The sequence below is a fragment of the Pseudomonas sp. AMR01 genome (assembly GCF_041946035.1).
Lineage (GTDB): Bacteria > Pseudomonadota > Gammaproteobacteria > Pseudomonadales > Pseudomonadaceae > Aquipseudomonas > Aquipseudomonas antarctica_B.
In genome coordinates, this window is the sequence record NZ_JAUTYR010000005.1 from 241,087 (window position 1) to 265,162 (window position 24,076).

Annotated in this window: 24 protein-coding genes; 14 read left to right on the forward strand and 10 right to left on the reverse strand. The window is 60.0% G+C overall.

Annotated features, from left to right (window positions below; translation table 11 throughout):
• Nucleotides 1-54 precede the first annotated feature (54 nt).
• From Q7C20_RS07635 to trpE, 6 genes are all read left to right on the forward strand, one after another.
• Nucleotides 55-1,302 (forward strand): ABC transporter permease, encoded by a 1,248-nt coding sequence (locus Q7C20_RS07635; RefSeq protein WP_375066615.1) that lies wholly within the window; start codon nucleotides 55-57, stop codon nucleotides 1,300-1,302.
• 12 nt (nucleotides 1,303-1,314) lie between these two features.
• A complete protein-coding gene (locus Q7C20_RS07640; protein ID WP_375066616.1) occupies nucleotides 1,315-2,139 on the forward strand; it encodes an ABC transporter permease in 825 nt (274 codons plus the stop codon).
• 216 nt (nucleotides 2,140-2,355) lie between these two features.
• Nucleotides 2,356-3,504: an iron-containing alcohol dehydrogenase gene (locus Q7C20_RS07645; RefSeq protein ID WP_375066617.1), complete on the forward strand. Its 1,149-nt coding sequence runs from the start codon at nucleotides 2,356-2,358 to the stop codon at nucleotides 3,502-3,504.
• Nucleotides 3,505-3,587: 83 nt separating this feature from the next.
• Entirely contained in the window at nucleotides 3,588-4,262 is a 675-nt protein-coding gene (rpe, locus tag Q7C20_RS07650; protein ID WP_348056495.1) for a ribulose-phosphate 3-epimerase, read from the forward strand.
• Complete coding sequence (locus Q7C20_RS07655; protein WP_375066618.1) at nucleotides 4,259-5,077, forward strand: phosphoglycolate phosphatase; 819 nt, start codon at nucleotides 4,259-4,261, stop codon at nucleotides 5,075-5,077. The genes rpe and Q7C20_RS07655 overlap by 4 nt, the downstream gene beginning before the upstream one ends.
• Before the next feature lie 68 nt (nucleotides 5,078-5,145).
• Nucleotides 5,146-6,627: an anthranilate synthase component I gene (gene trpE / locus Q7C20_RS07660; RefSeq protein ID WP_375066619.1), complete on the forward strand. Its 1,482-nt coding sequence runs from the start codon at nucleotides 5,146-5,148 to the stop codon at nucleotides 6,625-6,627.
• Between the two features lie 151 nt (nucleotides 6,628-6,778).
• On the opposite strand, the gene estP is transcribed toward trpE, so the two are convergent.
• A complete protein-coding gene (gene estP / locus Q7C20_RS07665) occupies nucleotides 6,779-8,701 on the reverse strand; it encodes an esterase EstP (RefSeq protein ID WP_375066620.1) in 1,923 nt (640 codons plus the stop codon).
• Nucleotides 8,702-9,123: 422 nt separating this feature from the next.
• On the opposite strand from estP, the gene Q7C20_RS07670 reads away from it, so the two are divergent.
• The 4 genes from Q7C20_RS07670 to Q7C20_RS07685 all read left to right on the forward strand — a co-directional run bounded on the left by Q7C20_RS07670 (nucleotide 9,124) and on the right by Q7C20_RS07685 (nucleotide 12,448).
• Nucleotides 9,124-9,717, forward strand: a complete 594-nt coding sequence (locus Q7C20_RS07670) for an aminodeoxychorismate/anthranilate synthase component II (RefSeq protein ID WP_348056488.1) — start codon at nucleotides 9,124-9,126, stop codon at nucleotides 9,715-9,717.
• A 9-nt stretch (nucleotides 9,718-9,726) separates the two neighbouring features.
• Complete coding sequence (gene trpD, locus Q7C20_RS07675) at nucleotides 9,727-10,776, forward strand: anthranilate phosphoribosyltransferase (protein ID WP_375066621.1); 1,050 nt, start codon at nucleotides 9,727-9,729, stop codon at nucleotides 10,774-10,776.
• Entirely contained in the window at nucleotides 10,773-11,609 is an 837-nt protein-coding gene (gene trpC, locus Q7C20_RS07680; RefSeq protein ID WP_348056484.1) for an indole-3-glycerol phosphate synthase TrpC, read from the forward strand. The genes trpD and trpC overlap by 4 nt, the downstream gene beginning before the upstream one ends.
• Before the next feature lie 143 nt (nucleotides 11,610-11,752).
• Nucleotides 11,753-12,448 (forward strand): biotin/lipoate A/B protein ligase family protein, encoded by a 696-nt coding sequence (locus Q7C20_RS07685; protein WP_375066622.1) that lies wholly within the window; start codon nucleotides 11,753-11,755, stop codon nucleotides 12,446-12,448.
• Here Q7C20_RS07685 and crp read toward each other — a convergent pair.
• Nucleotides 12,445-13,089: a cAMP-activated global transcriptional regulator CRP gene (crp, locus tag Q7C20_RS07690; RefSeq protein WP_375066623.1), complete on the reverse strand. Its 645-nt coding sequence runs from the start codon at nucleotides 13,087-13,089 to the stop codon at nucleotides 12,445-12,447. The two genes, Q7C20_RS07685 and crp, sit on opposite strands and share 4 nt — an antisense overlap.
• Before the next feature lie 247 nt (nucleotides 13,090-13,336).
• Here crp and Q7C20_RS07695 point away from each other — a divergent pair, with 247 nt between their 5' ends.
• A complete protein-coding gene (locus tag Q7C20_RS07695) occupies nucleotides 13,337-13,759 on the forward strand; it encodes an OsmC family protein (RefSeq protein WP_169387005.1) in 423 nt (140 codons plus the stop codon).
• Nucleotides 13,760-13,808: 49 nt separating this feature from the next.
• On the opposite strand, the gene coq7 is transcribed toward Q7C20_RS07695, so the two are convergent.
• From coq7 to hemJ, 6 genes are all read right to left on the reverse strand, one after another.
• A complete protein-coding gene (gene coq7, locus Q7C20_RS07700; RefSeq protein ID WP_348056477.1) occupies nucleotides 13,809-14,456 on the reverse strand; it encodes a 2-polyprenyl-3-methyl-6-methoxy-1,4-benzoquinone monooxygenase in 648 nt (215 codons plus the stop codon).
• A 155-nt stretch (nucleotides 14,457-14,611) separates the two neighbouring features.
• Nucleotides 14,612-14,950 carry a histidine triad nucleotide-binding protein gene (locus Q7C20_RS07705; RefSeq protein ID WP_003210943.1) on the reverse strand — a complete coding sequence of 113 codons (339 nt, stop codon included), beginning with the start codon at nucleotides 14,948-14,950 and terminating at the stop codon, nucleotides 14,612-14,614.
• Between the two features lie 45 nt (nucleotides 14,951-14,995).
• The gene (locus Q7C20_RS07710; RefSeq protein WP_375066624.1) at nucleotides 14,996-15,784 is read right to left on the reverse strand and encodes an SDR family NAD(P)-dependent oxidoreductase; all 789 of its coding nucleotides are present in this window, start codon (nucleotides 15,782-15,784) and stop codon (nucleotides 14,996-14,998) included.
• Between the two features lie 64 nt (nucleotides 15,785-15,848).
• Nucleotides 15,849-16,811, reverse strand: a complete 963-nt coding sequence (locus Q7C20_RS07715) for a DUF805 domain-containing protein (RefSeq protein WP_375066625.1) — start codon at nucleotides 16,809-16,811, stop codon at nucleotides 15,849-15,851.
• 70 nt (nucleotides 16,812-16,881) lie between these two features.
• Nucleotides 16,882-17,844 (reverse strand): NAD(P)H-dependent flavin oxidoreductase, encoded by a 963-nt coding sequence (locus tag Q7C20_RS07720; protein WP_375066626.1) that lies wholly within the window; start codon nucleotides 17,842-17,844, stop codon nucleotides 16,882-16,884.
• Between the two features lie 24 nt (nucleotides 17,845-17,868).
• The gene (hemJ, locus tag Q7C20_RS07725) at nucleotides 17,869-18,297 is read right to left on the reverse strand and encodes a protoporphyrinogen oxidase HemJ (protein WP_375066627.1); all 429 of its coding nucleotides are present in this window, start codon (nucleotides 18,295-18,297) and stop codon (nucleotides 17,869-17,871) included.
• Between the two features lie 136 nt (nucleotides 18,298-18,433).
• On the opposite strand from hemJ, the gene argC reads away from it, so the two are divergent.
• Nucleotides 18,434-19,468 carry an N-acetyl-gamma-glutamyl-phosphate reductase gene (gene argC, locus Q7C20_RS07730; RefSeq protein ID WP_375066635.1) on the forward strand — a complete coding sequence of 345 codons (1,035 nt, stop codon included), beginning with the start codon at nucleotides 18,434-18,436 and terminating at the stop codon, nucleotides 19,466-19,468.
• Between the two features lie 166 nt (nucleotides 19,469-19,634).
• Nucleotides 19,635-19,985 carry an iron-sulfur cluster insertion protein ErpA gene (erpA, locus tag Q7C20_RS07735; protein WP_003176443.1) on the forward strand — a complete coding sequence of 117 codons (351 nt, stop codon included), beginning with the start codon at nucleotides 19,635-19,637 and terminating at the stop codon, nucleotides 19,983-19,985.
• A 65-nt stretch (nucleotides 19,986-20,050) separates the two neighbouring features.
• Here erpA and Q7C20_RS07740 read toward each other — a convergent pair whose 3' ends face one another.
• Both Q7C20_RS07740 and Q7C20_RS07745 read right to left on the reverse strand, forming a co-directional pair.
• The gene (locus Q7C20_RS07740) at nucleotides 20,051-21,142 is read right to left on the reverse strand and encodes an anhydro-N-acetylmuramic acid kinase (protein WP_375066628.1); all 1,092 of its coding nucleotides are present in this window, start codon (nucleotides 21,140-21,142) and stop codon (nucleotides 20,051-20,053) included.
• Nucleotide 21,143: 1 nt separating this feature from the next.
• The gene (locus Q7C20_RS07745) at nucleotides 21,144-22,556 is read right to left on the reverse strand and encodes a peptidoglycan DD-metalloendopeptidase family protein (protein WP_375066629.1); all 1,413 of its coding nucleotides are present in this window, start codon (nucleotides 22,554-22,556) and stop codon (nucleotides 21,144-21,146) included.
• A 209-nt stretch (nucleotides 22,557-22,765) separates the two neighbouring features.
• Here Q7C20_RS07745 and tyrS point away from each other — a divergent pair, with 209 nt between their 5' ends.
• The gene (tyrS, locus tag Q7C20_RS07750; RefSeq protein ID WP_348056463.1) at nucleotides 22,766-23,965 is read left to right on the forward strand and encodes a tyrosine--tRNA ligase; all 1,200 of its coding nucleotides are present in this window, start codon (nucleotides 22,766-22,768) and stop codon (nucleotides 23,963-23,965) included.
• Nucleotides 23,966-24,076 lie beyond the last annotated feature (111 nt).

Below are 24,076 nucleotides of genomic sequence, written 5' to 3' on the forward strand. Positions count from 1 at the left end.
CCCACAGAAAGCCCCCACCACAGGGGATTAACTGAAGATTTACCGGAGTCAGCCATGGCCATCGCCGTTCCCTCAAACGAGGTCAACAGCCCCACCCTCAAGCAGCGCCTGGCGCGTGCCGAGCGGCTCAATCGCTGGAAGGCCCAGGCCTTGATTGCGCCGCTGGTGCTGTTTTTGCTGCTGGTGTTCCTGGTGCCGATCGTCGCGCTGCTCTACAAAAGCGTCGGCAACCCGGAAGTGGTAGGTGGTTTGCCGCGCACCGTGGTGGCGGTCAAGGCCTGGGACGGTCGTGGCCTGCCGGGCGAGCCGGTGTACCTGGCCTTGAGTGAGGACCTGGGCGAGGCGCGCAAAAACCAAACCTTGGGCGATCTGTCCAAACGCTTGAACATGGAACTGGCCGGCTACCGCAGCCTGCTGACCAAAACCGCGCGGGCGCTGCCGTTTACCGAAGCGCCGGCCTCTTATAAAGAAGCGTTGGAAAACCTCGACGAACGCTGGGGCGACCCGGCGTACTGGCAGGCGATCCGGCGCAATACCAGCACCCTCACGCCGTACTATTTGCTGGCGGCGGTCGATCATCGCATCGATGACCTCGGCGAAGTGGCGCCGGCCACGCCGGATCAGGCGATTTACCTGGATATCTTCGCCCGCACCTTCTGGATGGGTCTGGTGATCACGTTCATCTGCCTGCTGCTGGCGTACCCGCTGGCGTACCTGTTGGCCAACCTGCCCGCGCGCAAAAGCAACCTGCTGATGATTCTGGTGCTGCTGCCGTTCTGGACCTCGATTCTGGTGCGGGTGGCGGCGTGGATTGTGTTGCTGCAATCCGGCGGCCTGATCAACAGCGCGATGATGAGCCTGGGCCTGATCGATAAGCCCATGGAGCTGGTGTTCAACCGTACCGGGGTCTACATCTCGATGGTGCACATTTTGTTGCCGTTCATGATTCTGCCGATTTACAGCGTGATGAAAGGCATCTCGCCGACCTATATGCGCGCGGCGATTTCCCTGGGCTGTCACCCCTTCGCCAGTTTCTGGCGCGTGTACTTCCCGCAAACCTACGCCGGTGTGGGTGCCGGCTGCCTGTTGGTGTTCATCCTGGCGATTGGTTACTACATCACCCCGGCGTTGCTCGGCAGCCCGAACGACCAGATGGTCAGCTACTTTGTGGCCTTCTACACCAACACCAGCATTAACTGGGGCATGGCAACGGCGTTGGGCGGCTTGCTGCTGCTGGCGACCGTAGTGCTGTATTTGATCTACAACCGGCTGGTGGGCGCCAGTCGCCTGCGCCTGAGCTGAGGAGACCTTGCGATGCTGAACCCTTACATGTCGCCCGTTGAGCGGGTGTGGTTCTACAGCTTGCGGATTCTCTGCGGCTTGATCCTGTTGTTCCTGATATTGCCGGTGCTGGTGATCATTCCGCTGTCGTTCAACAGCGGCAGTTTCCTGGTGTACCCGTTGCAAGGCTTCTCGCTGCACTGGTATCAGGACTTCTTCGCCTCCGCCGAATGGATGCGCGCGCTGAAGAACAGCATCATCGTCGCCCCGGCGGCCACGGTGCTGGCGATGGTGTTCGGCACGCTCGCGGCGATTGGCCTGACGCGCGGCAATTTCCGTGGCAAGGCGCTGGTGATGGCGCTGGTGATTTCGCCGATGGTGGTGCCAGTGGTGATTATCGGCGTGGCGAGTTATCTGTTTTTTGCGCCGTTGGGGTTGGGCAACAGTTTCTTTTCGCTGATTGTGGTGCACGCGGTGCTCGGCGTGCCGTTTGTGATCATCACCGTGTCGGCGACGTTGCAGGGGTTTAACCATAACCTGGTGCGCGCGGCGGCCAGCCTCGGGGCATCGCCATTGACGGCGTTTCGCCGGGTGACCTTGCCGCTGATTGCTCCGGGGGTGATTTCGGGGGCGCTGTTTGCGTTTGCGACCTCGTTTGATGAGGTGGTGGTGACGCTGTTTCTCGCCGGGCCCGAGCAGGCGACCTTGCCGCGCCAGATGTTCAGCGGCATCCGCGAAAACCTCAGCCCGACGATTGCGGCGGCGGCGACCTTGTTGATTGCCTTCTCGGTGCTGTTGCTGCTGACCCTGGAATGGCTGCGTGGCCGCAGCGAAAAACTGCGCACTGCACAGGTCTAAAACCAAGCGGAGATCAAAATGTGGGAGCGGGCTTGCTCGCGAAAGCAGTGTGTCAGTCAACGCATCTTTAACTGACCCAGCGCATTCGCGAGCAAGCCCGCTCCCACATGGGGTCTATGTTGAGTCAGGAATGACCATTCAGCCCCTGAATGCTAGGCAACCCGAAATCCCCAGCTATTCTTGGGCCAGCCCATCTATCAATAAGAGGCCGCGCACATGAGTACTTCCTCATTCAAGATCGCCCACAAACTGCTCACCGGTGCCGGCGCCATTGAACAGCTCGCGTTTGAGCTTACCCGCCTCGATGTGGATAACCCGCTGATCGTCACTGACGCCGCGCTGGTCAAGTCCGGCACTGTGGCGCTGGCGCTCGAACACTTGGGCGACCGGCCCTACGAAATCTTTGACCGCGTGCTGCCCGACCCGGAAATCGCCATCGTTGAGGACTGCATGCGCGTGTACCGCGAAGGTGGGCATGACGGCTTGATCGGGTTGGGCGGCGGCAGTGCCATTGATATCGCTAAAAGCGTGGCCGCGTACGTCGGCTACCACGGCGCATTGGCGGACTTGTTTGGCGTTGACCAGGTGCCGCGCAAAGGCCCGCCGCTGATCGCCATTCCGACCACCGCCGGCACCGGCTCGGAAGTGACCAATGTGGCGATCCTCTCCGATAAAGCCGCGCAGCTCAAAAAAGGCATCGTCAGCGACTACCTGTTGCCCGACGTTGCGCTCATCAGCCCGCAGATGACCCTGACGTGCCCGCGCAGTGTCACCGCCGCCAGTGGCGTGGATGCGCTGGTGCATGCCGTCGAGTCCTACCTGTCGCTGAATGCCTCGCCGATCACCGACGCCCTGGCGATTGGCGCGATCAAACTCATCGCCAACGCGCTGCCCAAGGCCTACGCCAACCCGGCCAACCTGCAGGCGCGTGACGACATGGCCACCGCCAGCCTGATGGCTGGCATGGCATTCGGCAATGCCGGGGTCGGCGCGGTGCATGCGCTGGCGTATCCGCTGGGCGGGCGTTTCAACATCGCCCACGGCGTGAGCAATGCGCTGTTGCTGCCCTACGTGATGCACTGGAACAAGCTGGCGTGCGTGGAGCGTATGCAGGACATTGCGCAGGCCATGGGCGTGAATGTGTCCGGTTTGAGCGTCAACGATGCGGCCGATCAAGCTGTCGAGGCGATGACGCGACTGTGTGCCGCAGTGGAGATCCCGGCGGGGCTGAGCAGCTTTGGAGTTCCGGAGGACGCGATCCCGGCCATGGCCACGGAAGCCGCAGGTATCGAGCGGCTGATGCGCAACAACCCGCGCAAGCTCAGCGCGGCGGATATCGAGAAAATCTACCGGGCCGCATACTAGCCGTTGAGTGAGGTCACGGTGCGCGGGGCAAAGCATGAGGTATACAATGCGCGCCATCGTGATTTAGCTCAAAAAGGTGCGTCATGCAGCCCTTCGTCATTGCTCCATCGATTCTCTCCGCCGACTTCGCCCGCCTGGGTGAGGAGGTGGACAATGTTTTGGCCGCCGGTGCCGACTTCGTGCACTTCGACGTCATGGACAACCACTACGTGCCCAACCTGACCATCGGCCCGATGGTCTGCGCCGCGCTGCGCAAGTACGGCGTGACGGCGCCCATCGATGCGCACCTGATGGTCAGCCCGGTGGACCGCATTATCGGTGACTTCATCGAAGCCGGCGCGACCTACATCAGCTTCCACCCGGAAGCCACGCTGCACGTGGACCGCACCCTGCAACTGATCCGGGAAGGCGGCTGCAAAGCGGGCCTGGTGTTCAACCCGGCGACTCCGCTGAGCGTGCTTGAGTACGTGATGGACAAGGTCGACATGGTCCTGCTGATGAGCGTCAACCCAGGCTTCGGCGGGCAGAAGTTCATCCCCGGCACACTGAACAAACTGCGCGAAGCGCGCGCGCTGATCGATGCCTCGGGCCGTGACATCCGCCTTGAAATCGACGGTGGGGTCAACGTCAACAACATCCGCGAAATCGCAGCGGCGGGCGCCGACACCTTTGTTGCCGGCTCGGCGATTTTCAACGCCCCGGATTACCGGGAAGTCATCGACAAGATGCGAGCCGAACTGGCGCTGGCGCGTCCATGAGCGGCTTTGAGCAACTGTTCCCCGGCAAACTGCCACGGCTGGTGATGTTCGATCTGGACGGTACCTTGATCGACTCGGTGCCAGACCTGGCGGCGGCGGTGGACCAGATGCTGCTCGAGCTGGGGCGTAAACCGGCCGGTATCGAGTCGGTGCGTGAATGGGTGGGCAATGGCGTGCATATGCTGGTGCGCCGGGCCCTGGCTAATCACATTGATGCTGAAGGTGTCGATGAGGTGGAAGCCGAGCATGCCCTGGAATTGTTCAACACCGCCTATGAAGGCGGCCACGAGCTGACCGTGGTCTACCCCGGTGTGCGTGACACCCTCAAGTGGCTGCACAAGCAGGGCGTGGAAATGGCCCTGATCACCAACAAACCGGAACGCTTTGTCGCACCGTTGTTGGACCATATGAAAATCGGCCGGTATTTCCGCTGGATCATCGGCGGCGATACCTTGCCGCAGAAAAAACCCGACCCGGCGGCGCTGTTTTTTGTCATGAAAATGGCCAACATCCCGGCGTCGCAGTCACTGTTCGTCGGCGACTCGCGCAGCGACGTGCTGGCGGCTAAAGCCGCGGGCGTGCAGTGCGTGGCCTTGAGTTACGGCTACAACCATGGTCGGCCAATCGCTGAAGAATCGCCGGCGCTGGTCATTGATGACTTGCGCCTGCTAATCCCCGGTTGCTTGGGAGCGGGCGCTGAGATAACGTTGCCCGACATCGAACCAACACCTACTGGAAACGCCATCGTGGTGGTCACTCGCAAACTCTGGATGAAAGTCATCAAGGCCCTGGCCCGCTGGCGTTGGCGCGCCTGACTGATCCTCGCCGCGCTGCGGTACATTTGCACACCTGACCGTTTGACCCTCAAGCCACGAGGCACCTCATGATCCGCGAAGAATTCCTGCGTTTGGCCGCTGCCGGCTACAACCGTATTCCCCTGGCCTGCGAAACCCTGGCCGACTTCGACACACCGCTGTCGGTCTACCTGAAACTCGCCGACGAGCCCAACTCCTATCTGTTGGAGTCGGTACAGGGCGGCGAAAAATGGGGCCGTTATTCGATCATCGGCCTGCCGTGCCGCACCGTCATGCGGGTTCACGACCACCATGTGAGCATCACCCACGACGGCATCGAGACCGAAAGCCACGATGTCGAAGACCCGCTGGCCTTCGTCGAAACCTTCAAGGCGCGCTACAACGTGCCGACCGTTGCGGGCTTGCCGCGCTTCAACGGCGGCCTGGTCGGTTACTTCGGCTACGACTGCGTGCGCTACGTGGAAAAGCGCCTGGGCAAATGCCCGAACCCGGACCCGCTGGGTGTGCCAGACATTCTGCTGATGGTCTCCGACGCGGTGGTGGTGTTCGACAACCTCGCCGGCAAGATGCACGCCATTGTCCTCGCCGACCCCTCCCAGGCGGATGCGTTCGAACAGGGCCAGGCCAGCCTCGAAGCCTTGCTGGAAAAACTGCGCCAGCCGATTACCCCGCGTCGAGGCCTGGACCTCAGCCGTCCGCCGGCTCCCGACCCGGTGTTTCGTTCCAGCTTTACCCAGGATGACTACGAGCGTGCGGTCGGTACCATCAAGGAATACATCCTCGCCGGTGACTGCATGCAAGTGGTGCAGTCGCAACGGATGTCCATCGACTTCAAGGCCGCGCCGATTGACCTGTACCGTGCGCTGCGTTGCTTCAACCCGACGCCGTACATGTACTTCTTCAACTTCGGTGACTTCCACGTGGTGGGCAGCTCGCCGGAAGTGCTGGTGCGGGTCGAAGACAACCTGATCACCGTGCGCCCGATCGCCGGTACTCGCCCACGTGGCGCGACCGAAGAAGCTGACCTGGCGCTGGAAGAAGACTTGCTCAGTGACGCCAAGGAAATCGCCGAGCACTTGATGCTCATCGACCTGGGCCGCAATGACACCGGGCGCGTGTCGGAAATCGGCTCGGTGAAGCTCACTGAAAAGATGGTGATCGAGCGCTATTCCAACGTGATGCACATCGTGTCCAACGTCACCGGCGAGCTGAAGGCCGGGCTGACTGCGATGGACGCACTGCGCGCGATCCTGCCGGCGGGCACCTTGTCGGGCGCGCCGAAAATTCGTGCAATGGAAATCATCGACGAGCTGGAGCCGGTCAAGCGTGGCGTATACGGCGGCGCGGTGGGGTATTTTGCCTGGAACGGCAATATGGACACCGCGATTGCGATCCGCACGGCGGTGATCAAGGACGGCGAGCTGCACGTGCAGGCGGGCGGCGGGATTGTGGCGGATTCGGTGCCGGTACTGGAGTGGGAAGAGACGCTGAACAAGCGTCGCGCGATGTTCCGTGCGGTGGCGTTGGCTGAGCAAACCCCGCAAGACTGAGATCAGATGTAGATCAAAATGTGGGAGCGGCGGTGCGACGATTCGACTTGCTCGCGAAGGCGGTGTATCAGTTACACATTCAGAGGCTGACACTCCGCATTCGCGAGCAAGCCCGCTCCCACAGTTGTTTAGTGCAGGTTTCAAGACCTCATCAGAAGTCCAAGCTTACCCCGACACTGACCCCTTGCTGGGTCAAATTGTCATCCTTCCTCACGTTATACGCCGCCCGTAACGCCAGCGCCTGCGTCAGCTTGTGGCTGACGCCCAGGCTCAAGCGATCCGAGTTGCTGCGGGGCGTATAACCGTCCAGCTTGAAGTCGATCCCCGGCACGCTGTTGAGCGAAATGTTCACCTTCTGGGTATCGTTTTCGAACTCATGCTCGTGGGCCACTTCGCCAAACACCTGAGTCTGCGGCGTGACGCGGTAGCTGCCTTGCAGGCCAACGCCGAGGCGTTTAGAGTCGCGTTGCTGGTCATCAAAGGTCAGCGCCGTGGAGCGGCTGTCCTTTTCCGAGTAACCATCGACTTCAACCCGCGCATAGTCGGCGCTGATGAACGGCGACAAGTGCCAGTCACTGCCGGCTCCGGCAATGTCATAGCCCAAGCGTGCGCTCAAGGCCCACAGCCAGCCGTCGGTATCGCCTTTTTCCGAGCCTTCGCCGGCGCCCAGGGCGAACTTGCGCTTGAGGCTGTCAAAGTCGAGTTTTCCACCGGTCAACGCGGCATCGGCCCACAGATGGTTTTCCTGGTACTGCGCGAACGCGGTGCCCATGTAGCTGTTGAGCTTGTAGTCCGAATCGCTGGCGCCCGCTTCGAGGGTCTGGCGATACAGCCCGGTGGCGACACCGACACGCCAGTTTTCGTCGAGGCGGTAGCTGCCGCCGACATTCACGTTGTAACCATTGCCGTCGCCGCTGGCCGAGCTGCTTTGGTCATCGAAATCCAGATGCTGGCCGCCCCCGGCGACGATGGCACGCCATTGGCCGACGGCTTGCCAGGCGCCGTTGTCCGCCTGCCATTGGTTGCGCAGTTCATCTTGATGCGCGCGCAAGGTGCCTTGGGCCATTTCCGGCAGCAAGCTCAGTTCCCACGGCGCGGCCAGCAGCGAATAGGCGTAATCGGCGATCAAGCGTTGCCCGGCGATGGTGGGATGCACCGAGTCGTTGTAAATCAGCTTGGTCGGGTCCGGGTTGGTGCCGCCAATCCCGTACGTGGCGTTGGCGGTGCAGCCGTTGCCGCTGAAGCAGGTGCCGGTGAGGTTCTGACCGGTGGCCAGGCCGAAACGCGCCGGGTCGGCGAAGGTTTCCTTCAACAGCAGCGGAATATTCAGCGGGATGATCTGGGCGTCAATCTGCGACAGGCGCTGTACCAGTGACTGGTTGAAAATGTTGCTCAGGGCCGAACTCGACGCCTGCAGCGGTGTGCCGTTGATGGCCGGGGTCAGGCCGAGGTCGGGCAGCATCCACACCATGATGTAACGCGCGCCTGCTTGTTGCAGGGCTTGGGCACTGTCGGCCAGGCGCCCACCGGCCGCGACCGCTTGGCCGGGGCTGAGTACGCGGCCTTGCAGGAAGTCATTGCCGCCGCCCGAGAGGAAATACAGCGCATTCGGGTCGGCGAGGCCGCCGTTTGCCGGCAGATAACCCTGGCGACTGCGCAAAACCGTGCCGCCACCGGGGTTGCCGGGTGGAATTGCCGCATTGGAGACCGAGGTGATGGAGTCGAGAATATTGTCGGTACGGTAGCCGCCGACCGCCCAGTTGTTCCCGTCAGGCAGGCCTTGTGCCGCGCGAACCGGAGACGTCGAGGCGGTCAGGTCATTGGGTGCGACGCCCAGCTTCGCGCCCAGCAAGGTAGATGAAACCAGGCCGTAATCGCCCTGAAAGGTTGGGCCTGTACGGTTGGTAAAGCGCAAGGTGGCGCCCTTAGAACCATCGGGGAACTGGCCGGCGTCTGCCAGGCTGTCGCCGAAAACCACCATGGTTGAGTACGGCGAGGAGGCTGCAAATGCCTGCGCGCAGGCCAATGTCAGGAGGCAGCCGGCGAGGGGCGCGAACAACGGAGCTCTAAGCATGCAAAATTCCATTTAGTTGTTTTTGTATCGGAAGCGAAACACTGACAATGTATTCAGGCTTTTCCGTTAAGAAAACAGTTTTTTCCTATAAAGATTCTGTCGTGATGTTCCCGTATTCGCGGCTCCATATTGCACCGCTGGCGAGGCTACGTTACTGTGCCCCAACGTATGAATGAGACCCTCCCCGTGTTGATTATCAGCAGACTCTTGATGCGAGTAGTCAAGGCACACGCCCGTTGGCGTTGGCGCGCCTGACATTTTCTCTGCCGGCCCGGCCGGACCTGTACCGATTTGCCTTCTTCACCCCTTGTTTGACGCCCGTTGCCAATTCATCGCGGCAACCGGAACGTGCGTATGGCAGCGGGTCAAACCCCTGGAAGGCGGTCATTCGAAATCAGTGAATTCAAGAGGTTTGAACCCACATGTTGCTGATGATTGATAACTACGACTCCTTTACCTACAACGTTGTGCAGTACCTGGGCGAGCTTGGCGCCGAGGTCAAAGTGGTGCGCAACGACGAGCTGACAGTTGCCGAAATCGCCGCCCTGAACCCGGAGCGCATCGTGGTTTCGCCTGGCCCGTGCACGCCGACCGAGGCGGGTATCTCCCTCGAAGCCATCCAATATTTTGCCGGCAAGTTGCCGATTCTGGGCGTGTGCCTTGGCCATCAGTCCATTGGCCAGGCCTTTGGCGGTGATGTAGTGCGCGCGCGCGAGGTGATGCACGGCAAGACCAGCCCGGTGTTCCACAAAGATCAGGGCGTGTTTCACGGCCTGAATTTGCCGGTCACCGTGACGCGCTATCACTCGCTGGTGGTCAAGCGCGAAAATTTGCCGGACTGCCTGGAACTGACCGCCTGGACCCAGCTGGAAGATGGCTCGGTCGACGAGATCATGGGCCTGCGCCACAAGACACTGAACATCGAAGGGGTGCAATTTCACCCTGAATCAATCCTGACCGAGCAGGGCTACGAGCTGTTCGCCAACTTTCTCAAGCAGAGCGGCGGCACGCGCTAAGGACTTTCCATGGATATCAAGACAGCCCTGAGCCGTATCGTCGGCCACCTCGACCTGAGCACCGCTGAAATGAGCGATGTGATGCGCGAGATCATGACCGGCCAATGCACCGACGCGCAGATCGGTGCGTTCATGATGGCCATGCGCATGAAGAGCGAGAGCATCGACGAAATCGTCGGTGCCGTCTCGGTGATGCGCGAGTTGGCGGACAAGGTTGAACTCAAAAACCTCGACGGCGTGGTCGATGTGGTCGGCACCGGCGGTGACGGTGCGAATATTTTCAACGTGTCGACGGCGTCTTCGTTCGTGGTCGCGGCGGCCGGTTGCACCGTGGCCAAGCACGGTAACCGTGCGGTGTCCGGCAAGAGCGGCAGTGCCGACCTGCTGGAAGCGGCCGGGATCTATCTGAACCTTACACCGGTGCAAGTGGCACGCTGCATTGAAAACGTCGGCATTGGTTTTATGTTTGCCCAATCGCACCACGGCGCAATGAAGCACGCCGCCGGCCCGCGCAAGGACCTCGGTCTGCGCACCCTGTTCAACATGCTCGGCCCGCTTACGAATCCGGCCGGTGTGAAACATCAGGTGGTGGGCGTGTTCAGCCAGGCACTGTGCCGGCCCTTGGCCGAAGTGTTGCAGCGCCTGGGCAGCAAGCATGTGCTGGTGGTGCATTCCAAGGATGGCCTGGACGAGTTCAGCCTCGCGGCGCCGACCTTTGTGGCGGAGCTGAAGAATGATCAGGTCACTGAATATTGGGTCGAGCCTGAAGACCTGGGCATGAAAAGCCAGAGTTTGCATGGCCTGTCGGTGGAAAGCCCGGCGGCGTCGCTGGAACTGATTCGCGATGCCTTGGGGCGTCGCAAGACCGAAAACGGCCAGAAAGCGGCAGAAATGATCGTGCTCAACGCCGGTGCGGCGTTGTATGCGGCCGATCACGCCTACAGTCTTAAAGAGGGTGTGGCCCTCGCACATGATGCGTTGCACACAGGGCTTGCTCGCGAAAAGCTCGAAGAGCTGGGTGCCTTTACTGCGGTGTTCAAGATGGAGAATGAAGCATGAGTGTGCCGACCGTTCTGGAAAAGATCCTGGCCCGTAAAGCTGAAGAAGTCGCCGAACGCCGCGCCCGGGTCAGCCTGGCCGAGCTGGAAGCCCAGGCTAAGCTCGCCGACGCACCGCGTGGCTTCGCCAAGGCCATGATTGCCCAGGCCAAGCTCAAGCATCCGGCGGTGATCGCTGAAGTGAAGAAGGCTTCGCCGAGCAAAGGTGTGATCCGCGAGCACTTCGTGCCGGCCGAGATTGCCGCAAGCTATGAGAAGGGCGGCGCGACGTGCCTGTCGGTGCTGACTGACATTGATTACTTCCAGGGCTGCGACCTGTTCCTGCAACAGGCCCGCGCCGCGTGCAAACTGCCGGTGATCCGCAAGGATTTCATGGTCGACCCGTACCAGATCGTCGAAGCCCGCGCTTTGGGCGCCGACTGTGTGCTGCTGATCGTCTCCGCACTGGATGACGTGAAGATGGCCGAGTTGGCTGCCGTGGCAAAAAGCGTTGGTTTGGATGTGCTGGTGGAAGTGCACGACGGTGATGAGCTGGAACGCGCGCTGAAAACCCTCGACACTCCGCTGGTGGGGGTCAACAACCGTAACCTGCATACCTTTGAGGTCAGCCTGGAAAACACCCTTGACCTGCTGCCGCGCATTCCCCGCGACCGTTTGGTGATTACCGAGAGTGGCATCGTCAACCGTGCTGATGTGGAGTTGATGGAAATCAGCGGGGTGTACTCGTTCCTGGTGGGCGAGACGTTTATGCGCGCTGAAAACCCTGGGGCGGAACTGCAGCGCTTGTTCTTCCCGGAGCGTGGCGTGGCGGTGAGCGGCTCCACATTGGATTGATCGAAATGCAATTCAAATGTGGGAGCGGGCTTGCTCGCGAAAGCGGTATGTCAGCCAATACCTTTGGCGACTGATACACCGCTTTCGCGAGCAAGCCCGCTCCCACATTTGGTTCTGTGTGTATTCAGGTAGGCAGGTGTTTGATGGTTCAGCCAGTGTCGATGACTGTTGAAGCAGGGCTTGCTGCCGAGCAGGATTTGCTGGCCGCGGTTTGCGCCGGGGAACAGGAATACGGCCTGCTGTTCTGGCAACCCAACGATCAAGCCCTGGTCATGCCGCGCCGCTTGAGCCGTCTGCCGGCCTTCGAGGCCGCCAGCCAAGTCTCGGCCGACGCCGGTTGGCCGGTGCTGCTGCGTGAAACCGGTGGCGAGCCGGTGCCGCAGTCTGCCGCCACGGTCAATATCGCCCTGGTCTATGCGCCACCGCGCAGCGAAGGTGATCAGGGGCGCATCGAAACCGGCTATCTGCGTTTGTGCCAGCCAATCTGCGACTTGCTGATTGAGTTAGGCGGCGACGCGTCGGTGGGCGAAATTGACGGCGCGTTCTGTGACGGTCGCTACAACGTCAACCTGGACGGCCGCAAGATGGTCGGCACCGCCCAGCGTTGGCGGCAAAGCGGTGGCCGCCCGGTGGGGTTGATTCACGGTGCGCTGTTGCTGGATAACGACCGCGAAGCATTGATCGCATCGGTTAATCGTTTCAACGAAGCCTGCGGCCTCGACCAGCGCGTTCGCGCCGACAGCCACATTGCGCTGCACGAAGCCTTCGCCGCGCCCGATGCAATCACCCGGCTGGATAGGTTGTACCGTCAGATGCTGGCCGGTTTTCTGCCGGCTTAACGCGTACCGAACACCACCATTGTCTTGCCTTTGACGTTCACCAAGTTGCGTTCTTCGAGATCCTTGAGCACGCGGCCGACCATTTCCCGTGAACAGCCGACAATGCGCCCAATTTCCTGGCGCGTGACTTTGATCTGCATGCCATCGGGGTGAGTCATGGCATCGGGCTGCTTGCACAGCTCGAGCAGGCAGCGTGCCACGCGGCCTGTTACGTCAAAGAAGGCAAGGTCGCCGACTTTGCGCGTGGTATCGCGCAGGCGCTGGGCAATTTGACCACTCAAGGCGTAAAGAATGTCGGGGTCTTGCTGGGCCAGTTCGCGAAACTTCGTGTAGCTGATCTCGGCAACTTCGCACTCGACCTTGGCGCGCACCCAGGCACTGCGTTCCTGCTCTTTGCCCGCTTGCTCGAACAGCCCCAACTCCCCAAAGAAATCACCGGTGTTGAGGTAGGCGATGATCATCTCGCGCCCATCTTCATCCTCGATCAGGATAGTGACTGAGCCTTTGATAATGAAAAACAGTGTTTCGGAACGTTCGCCTGCGCAAATGATGTTGTGCTTGACCGGGTAGCGCCGGCGTTGGCAGTGCATCAACAGCTTGTCGAGATTCTTGATCTTGGGTGTGGGAGTAAGAGCAACCATGGTTGTATCCCGAAAGGACTGCGCGGTGTAATTGGAGTTGTTTTTATCCAGCGGTGTCGGCATTGATACACACTGTACAAAGGGTGGCAATGCGCCATTGAATTGGCGCCAGCTTACCAGACACATTCTGTCTCGATTAGCCAATTTAGCGGGTAAACGCAATCATTTATCGTTTTCACGCATAACACTGCTGTTTCGAGGCCCTGTGCTAAGCTGGCGACCCTTTTTTAGCAGTGGAGTCTGGGCGATGAAGGCACGCATCCAATGGGCGGGCGAGGCCATGTTCCTCGGTGAGTCGGGCAGCGGCCATGTGGTGGTGATGGATGGCCCGCCGGAAGCCGGTGGCCGAAACCTGGGTGTACGCCCGATGGAAATGCTCCTGCTGGGTGTCGGCGGTTGCAGCAATTTCGATGTGGTCAGCATCCTCAAGAAATCCCGCCAGGCCGTGGAAAGCTGTGAAGCCTTCCTCGAAGCCGAGCGTGCCACTGAAGACCCGAAGGTGTTTACCAGGATCCACATGCATTTCGTGGTGAAAGGTCGGGCGCTGAAAGAAGCACAGGTCAAGCGCGCGATCGAGCTGTCGGCGGAGAAGTATTGCTCGGCCTCGATCATGCTCGGTGCGGCCGGTGTGGTCATCACCCATGACTACGAGATTATCGAGCTGGGTTGATTGCGGACCGCTAAAGAAAAGGGCGCCTGATGGCGCCCTTTTTTGCTTTTTAGACTCGATACGTGCTCTTGGTCATGACCTTGGCCAGCAAGCTCATGCCAAACCGTACCGGCGCCGGGAAGCGGAAACCGCCGGCATCCAGCGCGCTGTCTGCGTGGTGTGCTTCATCGATGCGCATCTGCTCAAGTATCGCCCGGGACTTTTCGTCTTCGGCCGGCAGTTGCTCCAGGTGCTCATCGAGGTGCTTGCACACTTGGTGTTCGGTAGCCGCGACAAAACCGAGGCTGACCTTGTCGCTGATCAGGCCGGCTGCGGCGCCGATGCCGAACGACAAACCGTAAAACAGCGGGTTCAGCACGCTCGTGTGGCTGCCCAATTGGCGAATGCGTTGCTCGCACCAGGCCAGGTGATCGATTTCTTCTTCGGCCGCATGCTCCATCGCTGCGCGCACTTGCGGCAGTTTGGCGGTCAGCGCCTGGCCCTGGTACAGCGCTTGGGCACAGACTTCGCCGGTATGGTTGATGCGCATCAGGCCGGCGACGTGGCGGGTGTCGGTTTCGCTCAACTGCGCATCCGGCTGCACGATGGCGGGCGATGGGCGGTACGGCTGGCCGCTGAACGGCAACAGCGTACGCATAGCCATGTCGGCTTGCAGCAACAGACGGTCAATCGGCGAGTAGTGACGTTGGGTAGTCATGCTGACCTCCGGGAAGAATCTCGGCGGCCAGTTTACCGCAAGAGAGGGCGAAGCGTTTGTGCTGAGTCAATTTGCCTCTGGGGCGGGGGAGCTTGCCGTGGCGAGGGAGCGTGCTCCCGTCCGACTGCGCCACAGTCGCAAACTCCCACTCCTGCTCAGCCCGGCGGCCAATTCATCTGGCGCTGACCCAGCACGTGCATATGAATGTGATAAACGGTCTGACCGCCGTCTTCATTGCAGTTCATGACCACGCGAAAGCCCTTTTCACAACCTTGCTCCACAGCCAAGCGCTGGGCAGTGAACAGGATATGACCCGCCAGGGCCTTGTCTTCTTCGGTGAGGTCATTGAGGGTGCGAATCGGCTTTTTCGGAATCACCAGAAAATGCACGGGCGCCATCGGAGCGATATCGTGAAAGGCGAGGACTTGGTCATCTTCATAGATGATCTTCGCCGGTATTTCCCGGTTGATGATCTTGGTGAACAGAGTATCCACAGCTGTTTCTCCATTGTGTGCGTGCAGGGGAGTGTACCCACGCGGTCAGCGCGGGAGATAGGCCTTGTTGATCGCGCCGGCGACCTTGCGGGTCAGCCAGCGTGGGCTCAAACGCGGGCTGAAGGTGAGCCAGCGGTTGCGCCGCCCTGGAATGATGATGGCTTTGTTTTTTTCCAGGGCGCGTACGGTGTAAAGCGCGACTTCTTCCGGGCTCATCAGCTTGTCGCCGCGTTCGAGCTTGGCAGTGTCCATTTGCGCAGTACCGAAAAAAGCTGTGCGCGTCGGGCCGGGGCACAGCACCGAGACCTTGATGCCGCAGGTCTTCAATTCTTCGCGCAGGCCTTCGGAAAAGTGCAGCACATAGGCCTTGCTGGCGTAATAGCTGCTCATCCACGGGCCCGGCTGGAAAGCGGCGATCGACGCGACGTTGAGTATCTGCCCGCCGCCCTGCAGCGCCATGGCATTGCCCAAGGCATGGCACATGCGCGTCAGGGCCAGGATGTTGACTTCGATCAGGTCCTGCTCGGTCATCCAGTCCTGGGCCAGAAACGGCCCGCTGGTGCCCATGCCGGCGCAATTGACCAACAGGTCTATCTGTCGCTCGCCCTCTTCAAGCTCCAGCAGGAAACCGGACAAGCGCAGCGGTTCGCCCAGGTCGCAGGCACGAAACAGCACCTCGACGCCAAAGCGCTGAGTCAATTCGATTGCGATACTTTCCAACTGATCACGCTGGCGGGCTACCAGAATCAAGCTGCGGCCACGACGGGCCAGGGCTTCGGCCAAAGCCAGGCCGATGCCGCTGGAGGCACCGGTGATCAGAGCGTAACGGGTCATGCCTTTCTCCATCGCAACGCCGCCCGCCTGTGACAAAGGCGTCACACGCGGGCGGGCGTTTCTTTTACTGTTCTGGAGAGTCTACAGGTTCGGCCGTGTCGTCAGCACTTTGCACTTCTTCTTCATCAACGATCACGCTTTGGTCGGTGCCATCGTCGGCGTTGATGGAGCTGCTTTCGTAGCTGCTGTCCACGTTGGCTTCGAGCTGATTCAGGTAGCCGTTCATGCCCAATGTGACCACGATGGCAAACAGGATTGGGAGGAACGCCAGCCAGGCTGTGGCCAACACTTTTACCGCCGTGGAGTTGCGCGGTGGAGGAGGGCCGTACTGATTGGCGCCCGTGTTGCCCGGCAGCACCAGCAGCAAAAGTGGGAAGATGCTGTTCACCAGTGGGACGAGGTTCAGCAGGTACAGCCAGCCTGACCACCCGAGATCGTGCAGGCGTTGCACGCCGATTTGCACGCTGACCCACACAAGCGCGACAAACAACGCAAAGCCCAGCAGCGAGCCAAGAATGACACCGGCGGTTGGCGAGGCGGTCGCCACGGCGAAGCTGGCAGTGGAAATAATCCCGCCGGCCACCAACAGCGCGAGGGTCAGTACCAGGGTCCAGGCCAGGTAGCGCAAGCGACCGATACGCCCGTGGATGGTGAACACTTTGAGTGTTGAAAACTCTGCGTGGTTGTCACCCACGGCGGCGCGCGGCGGCGCGTAAGGCGAAGCGGCAGGGCGTGAGAAGTCAGAAGCACCCGCATCCGTTTCGTGAGTTTCAGCCAGGCTGAACGCTACGGGCTGCTCGTCTTCGATGCGTGCATCAACTCCGGCGTTTTTCAGCGCGGTGAGGTAGGTGTCGGCATCGGAGCGGGAAAGGTCGCGCTTGAGTGCCACCGGGCGGCCGGTAAAGAGCTTCTCGATGGCAGCAATATCGCTTTTGAACAACTCGGCGAGGTTCAGCTTGGCAGTGGTGCTCTCGACACCCGGGAGCAAAGCTCCGTCAAACACAATCTTGAAACGGTTGTCGCTCATGCGGACATCCTTGTCACTTAATCAGGAAGAGGGAGTGCAGGCCAGCGTCTGTTGGCAGGCCTGTCAGTTATCAGCGTGGCCAGTGTAACTGTGTCGCTTGCTCACGTGCCTTGCGATATTCGGCATCCAGGCGTGCGACGAGTTCATCGACACTCGGCAGATCATCTATTTCACCGACGCCCTGGCCGGCGGACCATACGGTTTTCCAGGCCTTGGCCTCGTCGCTCAGGGGCTTGAGCTTGGAACCTAAATTCACTTCGCCTTTGCTCTGCAGCGCAGCGATGTCGAAGCCGGCGTTTTCCAGGCTCTTGCGCATAAAGCTGGCGGGTACGCCGGACACCGCAGGAGTGTGCACGATGTCGGCGGCGCGCGATGTGAGCAGCATCTCCTTATAGGCATCCGGCGCATGGCTTTCAGTCGTGCCGATAAACCGTGTGCCGAAATAGGCGAGGTCCGCGCCGAGCAATTGCGCAGCGAGCACTTCGTGCCCATGGTTGAGGCAGCCGGCCAATAGCAGGGTTTTGTCGAAGAACTGACGAATTTCGGCTATCAGCGCGAAGGGGCTCCAGGTGCCGGCATGGCCACCGGCGCCTGCGGCCACGGCGATCAGCCCATCCACGCCAGCTTCAGCGGCTTTCTCCGCATGGCGCCGGGTGGTGACATCGTGGAATACCAACCCGCCATAGCTGTGCACGGCATCCACCAACTCTTTTACGGCCCCCAGGCTGGTGATGACGATCGGCACTTTGTGCTCGACGCAGATCGCCAGGTCAGCGTCCAGCCGTGGGTTGCTGTTGTGCACGATCAGGTTCACGGCATACGGCGCGGGATTATCCAATTGCGCCAGGCCTGCCTCGATTTCTTCCAGCCAGGCCTTGAAACCGCTGCTTTCACGCTGGTTAAGCGCCGGGAAACTCCCGACCACCCCATTGCGGCAGCACGCCAGCACCAGTTGCGGGTTGGAAATCAGAAACATCGGCGCCACCACCACGGGCAGGCGCAGGCGTTGTTCAAGCAGAGCGGGCAGCGACATTGGAGGTTCCCCGTGTAATTGAAATTAGAACGGTTTGACCACGACCAAAATTACGATAGCCAGCAATATCAGCACCGGTACTTCATTGAACCAGCGATAGAAGACATGGCTGCGGGTGTTTTCGCCACGGGCAAAGCGTTTCACCTGTGCGCCGCACATGTGGTGATAGCCGATCAGCACGACCACGAGGGTCAGCTTGGCGTGGAGCCAGGCGCCGGTTTGGAAAACGCTCGGGTTCAGGTAGATCAACCAGATCCCGAAGACCAGGCTGGCGATCATTGCCGGGCCCATGATGCCGCGGTACAACTTGCGCTCCATGAGGCTGAAGCGTTCCTTGCTGACGGTGTCCTCGCTTTGCGCGTGGTAGACGAACAGGCGCGGCAGGTAAAACAGCGCGGCAAACCAGCAGACAATGCTGACGATATGAAAGGCTTTGACCCATAGATAGAGCATTTTTAGTTATTCCCAGGTTCACGGTAACTGAAGATAGTAGTGGCTCATGCGCCTGTACGTCACCTTGACGGTTGTCGCAGGACGATACGGCCCCTATTATCGTCGGCTTTCCAGTGGGTTCGTTGAGGGCAGGTTTATGGTCAAGGTCGGTATCGTCGGCGGCACGGGTTACACCGGTGTGGAATTGCTGCGTCTGTTGGCTCAACATCCGCAAGCAGAGGTAGTGGTTATTACCTCTCGATCCGAGGCCGGCCTGGCCGTGGCCGATATGTACCCGAACCTGCGAGGCCACTACGACGGCCTGGCGTTCAGCGTTCCGGACATCAAAACGCTGGGCGCTTGTGACGTGGTGTTCTTTGCCACGCCGCACGGTGTTGCCCATGCGTTGGCGGGCGAACTGCTGGCGGCTGGCACCAAGGTCATCGACTTGTCCGCCGACTTCCGCCTGCAGGATGCTGATGAGTGGGCCAAGTGGTACGGCCAGCCCCACGGCGCGCCTCAATTGCTTGAAGAGGCCGTGTACGGGCTGCCGGAAGTCAACCGTGAGCAAATCAGGCAGGCGCGCCTGATTGCGGTGCCGGGTTGCTATCCGACCGCTACGCAGCTGGGTTTCTTGCCATTACTGGAAGCCGGGCTGGCAGACACTTCGCGCCTGATCGCTGACTGCAAGTCGGGTGTCAGCGGCGCCGGTCGTGGTGCTGCGGTGGGTTCGCTGTACTCCGAAACGTCGGAAAGCATGAAGGCCTACGCAGTAAAAGGGCACCGTCATTTGCCTGAAATCCGCCAGGGTTTGCGTCGCGCCGCCGGTAAGGACGTTGGCCTGACCTTCGTGCCGCACCTGACGCCGATGATCCGTGGCATTCACTCCACGCTTTACGCCACCGTGGTTGATCGTTCGGTTGATCTGCAAGCGCTGTTTGAAAAGCGCTATGCCAACGAACCGTTCGTCGACGTGATGCCGGCTGGCAGCCACCCGGAAACCCGCAGCGTGCGTGGTGCCAACGTGTGCCGGATCGCCGTGCACCGTCCGCAGGATGGCGACCTGGTGGTGGTACTGTCGGTGATCGATAACCTGGTCAAGGGCGCGTCGGGCCAAGCGGTTCAGAACATGAACATCCTGTTCGGCCTGGATGAAAAGCTGGGCCTGTCCCATGCAGGCATGCTGCCTTAAGCGTTTTTCGGCTGTTGCGCAAAAGGCCCGTTGATCGGGCCTTTTGTGTTTTTAATGGCGGCAACGCAGATTGATATACCGTAACAATAGTTGACCGCTTTTCTAGGAGAAGCGGATAATGCCCGACATTACGCATATGGCGGCGGTACGCCGGGAGATTATCAGCATGAGCGTTGAGTCCTTCACCCCCACGGCTTTGCAATTCACCCACGGTGCTGCGCACAAGGTGAAGAGCCTGGTCGATGAAGAGGGTAATGATCGCTTGAAGCTGCGCGTATTTGTTACGGGCGGCGGTTGTTCAGGGTTTCAGTACGGTTTTACCTTCGATGAAGATGTGGCCGACGACGACACCATCGTCGAGCGCGAGGGCGTAAGCCTGGTCGTGGATCCGATGAGCTTCCAATACCTGGCAGGTGCCGAGGTGGATTACCAGGAAGGTCTGGAAGGTTCGCGTTTTGTGATCAAGAACCCTAACGCGACGACTACGTGTGGTTGCGGGTCCTCGTTCTCGATCTGATCGGGAGTGGACACAAAAACGCCGCTTGGCTTTGATCGGCCAAGCGGCGTTTTGCTGTCTGCGGTTCAGGCGGGGTAGATCGCGCCCAGTACCCGAAGCCCGCGTGCGCCGGTGACGCTGGGGCGGTTGGCGGCAATGCCTTCCAGGCAGCAATGGGCCAGCCAGGCGAACGCCATGGCTTCGACCCAGTTTGGGTCTACGCCGTAAGTGGTGGTGCTGCTGACCTGGGTAGACGGCAGCAGTGCAGCCAGGCGGTTCATCAGCGCGGCATTGTGGGCGCCACCGCCGCAGACCAGCAGGGTTTCGGTTTGAGGTTGCGCCGCTTGCAGGGACTCGACGATGGTCTGCGCGGTCAGTTCCAGCAGGGTGGCTTGCACATCTTGAGGCTCAAATGCACGCAATGCGCCAAGGTGTTGTTGCAGCCAGCCCAGGTTGAAGACTTCACGGCCGGTGCTTTTCGGGCCTTTGGTCTGGAAGAAGGGATCACTGAGCAGGGTATTGAGCAGCTGACTTTCTACTTTGCCGCTGGCAGCCCATTGGCCGTCGCGATCAAAGAGCTCGCCGCGCTGGTGGTGAATCCAGGCATCCAGCAGGACATTGCCGGGGCCGCAGTCGAAACCGGCGACGGGCTTGTTTGTTTCGATCAGGCTGAGGTTGCTGAACCCACCGATATTCAATACGGCACGGTTACCGGTACGCTTACCAAATAACGCCTCATGAAAGGCGGGAACCAAGGGTGCGCCCTGGCCGCCAGCGGCTACGTCGCGGCTACGGAAGTCGCTGACCACGGTGATGCCGGTCAGCTCGGTGAGCAGCGCAGGGTTGCCGATTTGTACGGTAAAGCCGCGCGCCGGTTCATGGCGAATGGTCTGCCCGTGGCTGCCAATCGCGCGGATGTCCTGAGGCTTGAGGTGTTGCTGGTCGAGCAAGGCTCCGATGCCTTGCGCTGCGAGTGTCACCCAGTGTTGCTGGGCAATCGCCGAACGGGCGATCTCATCCGGGCCGCTGGCGCACAGGCCGAGCAGCTCGGCGCGCAGGGCGTCCGGCATTGGGATGTAGTGAGTGGCGATCAAGTTGATCGCCGGGTCCTGTTCGATCAGGGCGATATCCAGGCCATCAAGGCTGGTCCCGGACATCACACCTATATAGAGCGGCACGTCAGCGCTTCGCCGAAGCCAGCAGGGTGGAGCGCTCCTGGTCCATACGCGCCATCAGCGGTTGGCTTTGTTGCAGGAAGCGCGCGCGTTCGGCCTTGGCGATTGGATCCGCCATTGGCAGCTTTTGGCCCAGCGGATCGACGTGGACGCCGTTGACCTGGAACTCATAGTGCAAGTGCGGGCCGGTGGACAGGCCGGTAGTGCCGATATAGCCGATCACCTGGCCTTGCTTCACGTTGCTGCCGGTCGATACGCCTTTGGCGAACCCTTGCATGTGGCCATATAGCGTGCGGTAAGTGTTGCCGTGCTGGATGATCACGGTATTGCCGTAGCCACCGCGACGCCCGGCCAGCAACACTTTACCGTCACCGGCCGCCTTGATTGGCGTACCACGCGGGGCGGCATAGTCGACGCCTTTGTGGGCGCGGATTTTGTTCAGGATGGGATGCTTGCGACCCATGGAGAAACGCGAGCTGATGCGGGCGAAGTCCACCGGCGTACGGATGAAGGCCTTGCGCATGCTATTGCCGTCGGCGGTGTAGTAGCTGCTATTGCCCTGTTTGTTGGTGTAGCGAACGGCGGTGTAGGTCTTGCCGCGGTTGGTGAAGCGCGCGGAAAGAATAGCGCCGGTGCCGACCACTTTGCCGTTGGCGACTTTCTGCTCGTAGATCACGTCGAATTCGTCACCCTGGCGGATGTCCTGGGCGAAGTCGATGTCGTAGCCAAACACGCTGGCCATGTCCATGGTCATGCTGTGTGACAAGCCTGCGCGGGCGGCGGACTGGGAAAGCGAGCTGTTGATCACGCCGTGTACGTAGGCAGAGCGCATCACCGGTTTGGTGGTGACACGGTTAAAGGCAAAGCCTTTAGCTCCTTTGGTCAGGGTGATGCTTTCAAGGTCGCTGACGCTGCTGTGCAGGGTGTTCAGCTGGCCGTCGGGCGTGAGTTCGAACTCAAGCTTCTGGCCGTGTTTGAGTTGGGTGAACTGCTTGGCTTGTTTGTCGCTGGCCAGCACTTCATTAACAGCTGCGGCAGGCAGGCCTACCTTCTCGAACAGCGTTGACAGCGTGTCGCCTTTGGCGACGATCACTTCACGGTGCTGCGGGTTCTTGGCGACCGCCGGTGCAGGCTGTTCCTGGGTAGCCTGTTGGGTGTCTTCGGGCGTGCTTTCTATCTGTGCAAAGGGTGATTCTGCAGGCGCGTTTGTGGCTTGTTGCGCGTCGGAAGCGTCTTGATCTTGTGTCAGTTGTTCAGCTGGACTTTCCAAGTCAAGGCTCAGGGATGTTCGTTTGGCTTCTACGTCACTGGAAGGGAATACCAGGAGTGCCAGGCTGAGAAGAGCGGCGATACCACTTGCGGCGAGCAGGTGGGTCTTCGGGTAAAGCGGCGGCGCTTTAGACGGTTCTGTGATCATAAGTAATTTTGACTTTGAAGATGAAATGGAAAAGATGAATGACATGATGAAGATGAAATAACTGTATAAAATATAACCAAATCATCTGTGGCGCAAGCTCGCGAACGCTGGGCTTGCTGAACGGTGTCCGTGCGCAGGGCAAAACTTGTAATTAGTCCCTGATCTTGTATGGTTGGTTCCCTTTTGAATCTGAGCCTTGCGGGTCTGTTATGAAGTCGGTTGAAGAGCAGCTAGCGCTGATAAAACGTGGTGCGGAAGAACTGTTGGTAGAAGCTGAGCTGATCGAAAAGCTCAAGCGCGGCCAACCCCTGCGTATCAAGGCCGGCTTTGATCCGACGGCGCCGGATCTGCACCTGGGTCATACCGTGCTTATTAATAAGCTGCGTCAGTTCCAGGAGCTGGGGCATCAGGTCATCTTCCTTATAGGTGACTTCACCGGGATGATCGGTGATCCGAGTGGCAAGAGCGCAACGCGCCCGCCGCTGACCCGTGAGCAAGTTCTCGCCAATGCCGAGACCTACAAGACTCAAGTGTTCAAGATTCTTGATCCGGCCAAGACTGAAGTGGCGTTCAACTCCACCTGGATGGATCAGATGGGGCCGGCTGACTTCATTCGCCTGACTTCCCAGTACACCGTTGCGCGCATGCTTGAGCGTGATGACTTCGATAAGCGCTACTCCACCAATCAGCCAATCGCTATTCATGAGTTCCTCTACCCATTGGTTCAGGGGTATGACTCGGTAGCGTTGCGTGCGGATGTCGAGTTGGGTGGCACCGATCAGAAGTTCAACCTGCTGATGGGGCGTGAACTGCAGCGTGCGTATGGGCAGGAGGCTCAGTGCATCCTGACCATGCCGTTACTGGAGGGGCTGGATGGCGTCAAAAAGATGTCCAAGTCCTTGGGTAACTATGTTGGTATACAGGAAGCGCCGGGCGTGATGTACGGCAAGCTGGTGTCGATTCCGGATGCGCTGATGTGGCGTTACTTCGAGCTGCTGAGCTTCCGCTCGATGGATGAGATCAATGCGTTGCGTGCTGAGGTTGAGGCCGGTGCCAATCCGCGTGATGTGAAGATCAAGCTGGCTGAAGAGATTGTCGCGCGCTTCCACGGCGAGGAGGCTGCCGCGAATGCTCACCGTGCTGCGGGTAACCGTATGAAGGATGGCGAGCTGCCGGATGATCTGCCGGAGATTGAGCTGACCGCTGCAGAGGCAATGCCGATTGCCGCCGTCCTTAATAAGGCAGGCCTGGTGAAGAACTCGGCGGTTGCGCGCGACCTGTTGGGTTCCGGTGGTGTGCGTATAGATGGTGAGGTTGTAGATCGCACCTTTATATACGAGCTGGGCGCAGTCCACGTTTGCCAGGCCGGCAAGAAGGCATTTGCGCGTATTACGCTAAAATCCGAATAAAACTGAAATCAGGTGTTGACGGCGTTTTATATCTGTCTATAATTCGCCCCACTTCCGGCGCAGTCGAAACGGAAAACTCCTTGGTAAACAAAGAGTTATGCGAGATTCGAC

What these genes read in the sequence shown, in the direction of transcription:
- Q7C20_RS07635 (WP_375066615.1), top strand. Translation starts at nt 55, where the DNA reads ATGGCCATCGCCGTTCCCTCAAACGAGGTCAACAGCCCCACCCTCAAG.
- Q7C20_RS07640 (WP_375066616.1), top strand. Translation starts at nt 1,315, where the DNA reads ATGCTGAACCCTTACATGTCGCCCGTTGAGCGGGTGTGGTTCTACAGC.
- Q7C20_RS07645 (WP_375066617.1), top strand. Translation starts at nt 2,356, where the DNA reads ATGAGTACTTCCTCATTCAAGATCGCCCACAAACTGCTCACCGGTGCC.
- rpe (WP_348056495.1), top strand. Translation starts at nt 3,588, where the DNA reads ATGCAGCCCTTCGTCATTGCTCCATCGATTCTCTCCGCCGACTTCGCC.
- Q7C20_RS07655 (WP_375066618.1), top strand. Translation starts at nt 4,259, where the DNA reads ATGAGCGGCTTTGAGCAACTGTTCCCCGGCAAACTGCCACGGCTGGTG.
- trpE (WP_375066619.1), top strand. Translation starts at nt 5,146, where the DNA reads ATGATCCGCGAAGAATTCCTGCGTTTGGCCGCTGCCGGCTACAACCGT.
- estP (WP_375066620.1), bottom strand. Translation starts at nt 8,701, where the DNA reads ATGCTTAGAGCTCCGTTGTTCGCGCCCCTCGCCGGCTGCCTCCTGACA.
- Q7C20_RS07670 (WP_348056488.1), top strand. Translation starts at nt 9,124, where the DNA reads ATGTTGCTGATGATTGATAACTACGACTCCTTTACCTACAACGTTGTG.
- trpD (WP_375066621.1), top strand. Translation starts at nt 9,727, where the DNA reads ATGGATATCAAGACAGCCCTGAGCCGTATCGTCGGCCACCTCGACCTG.
- trpC (WP_348056484.1), top strand. Translation starts at nt 10,773, where the DNA reads ATGAGTGTGCCGACCGTTCTGGAAAAGATCCTGGCCCGTAAAGCTGAA.
- Q7C20_RS07685 (WP_375066622.1), top strand. Translation starts at nt 11,753, where the DNA reads ATGGTTCAGCCAGTGTCGATGACTGTTGAAGCAGGGCTTGCTGCCGAG.
- crp (WP_375066623.1), bottom strand. Translation starts at nt 13,089, where the DNA reads ATGGTTGCTCTTACTCCCACACCCAAGATCAAGAATCTCGACAAGCTG.
- Q7C20_RS07695 (WP_169387005.1), top strand. Translation starts at nt 13,337, where the DNA reads ATGAAGGCACGCATCCAATGGGCGGGCGAGGCCATGTTCCTCGGTGAG.
- coq7 (WP_348056477.1), bottom strand. Translation starts at nt 14,456, where the DNA reads ATGACTACCCAACGTCACTACTCGCCGATTGACCGTCTGTTGCTGCAA.
- Q7C20_RS07710 (WP_375066624.1), bottom strand. Translation starts at nt 15,784, where the DNA reads ATGACCCGTTACGCTCTGATCACCGGTGCCTCCAGCGGCATCGGCCTG.
- Q7C20_RS07715 (WP_375066625.1), bottom strand. Translation starts at nt 16,811, where the DNA reads ATGAGCGACAACCGTTTCAAGATTGTGTTTGACGGAGCTTTGCTCCCG.
- Q7C20_RS07720 (WP_375066626.1), bottom strand. Translation starts at nt 17,844, where the DNA reads ATGTCGCTGCCCGCTCTGCTTGAACAACGCCTGCGCCTGCCCGTGGTG.
- hemJ (WP_375066627.1), bottom strand. Translation starts at nt 18,297, where the DNA reads ATGCTCTATCTATGGGTCAAAGCCTTTCATATCGTCAGCATTGTCTGC.
- argC (WP_375066635.1), top strand. Translation starts at nt 18,434, where the DNA reads ATGGTCAAGGTCGGTATCGTCGGCGGCACGGGTTACACCGGTGTGGAA.
- erpA (WP_003176443.1), top strand. Translation starts at nt 19,635, where the DNA reads ATGAGCGTTGAGTCCTTCACCCCCACGGCTTTGCAATTCACCCACGGT.
- Q7C20_RS07745 (WP_375066629.1), bottom strand. Translation starts at nt 22,556, where the DNA reads ATGATCACAGAACCGTCTAAAGCGCCGCCGCTTTACCCGAAGACCCAC.
- tyrS (WP_348056463.1), top strand. Translation starts at nt 22,766, where the DNA reads ATGAAGTCGGTTGAAGAGCAGCTAGCGCTGATAAAACGTGGTGCGGAA.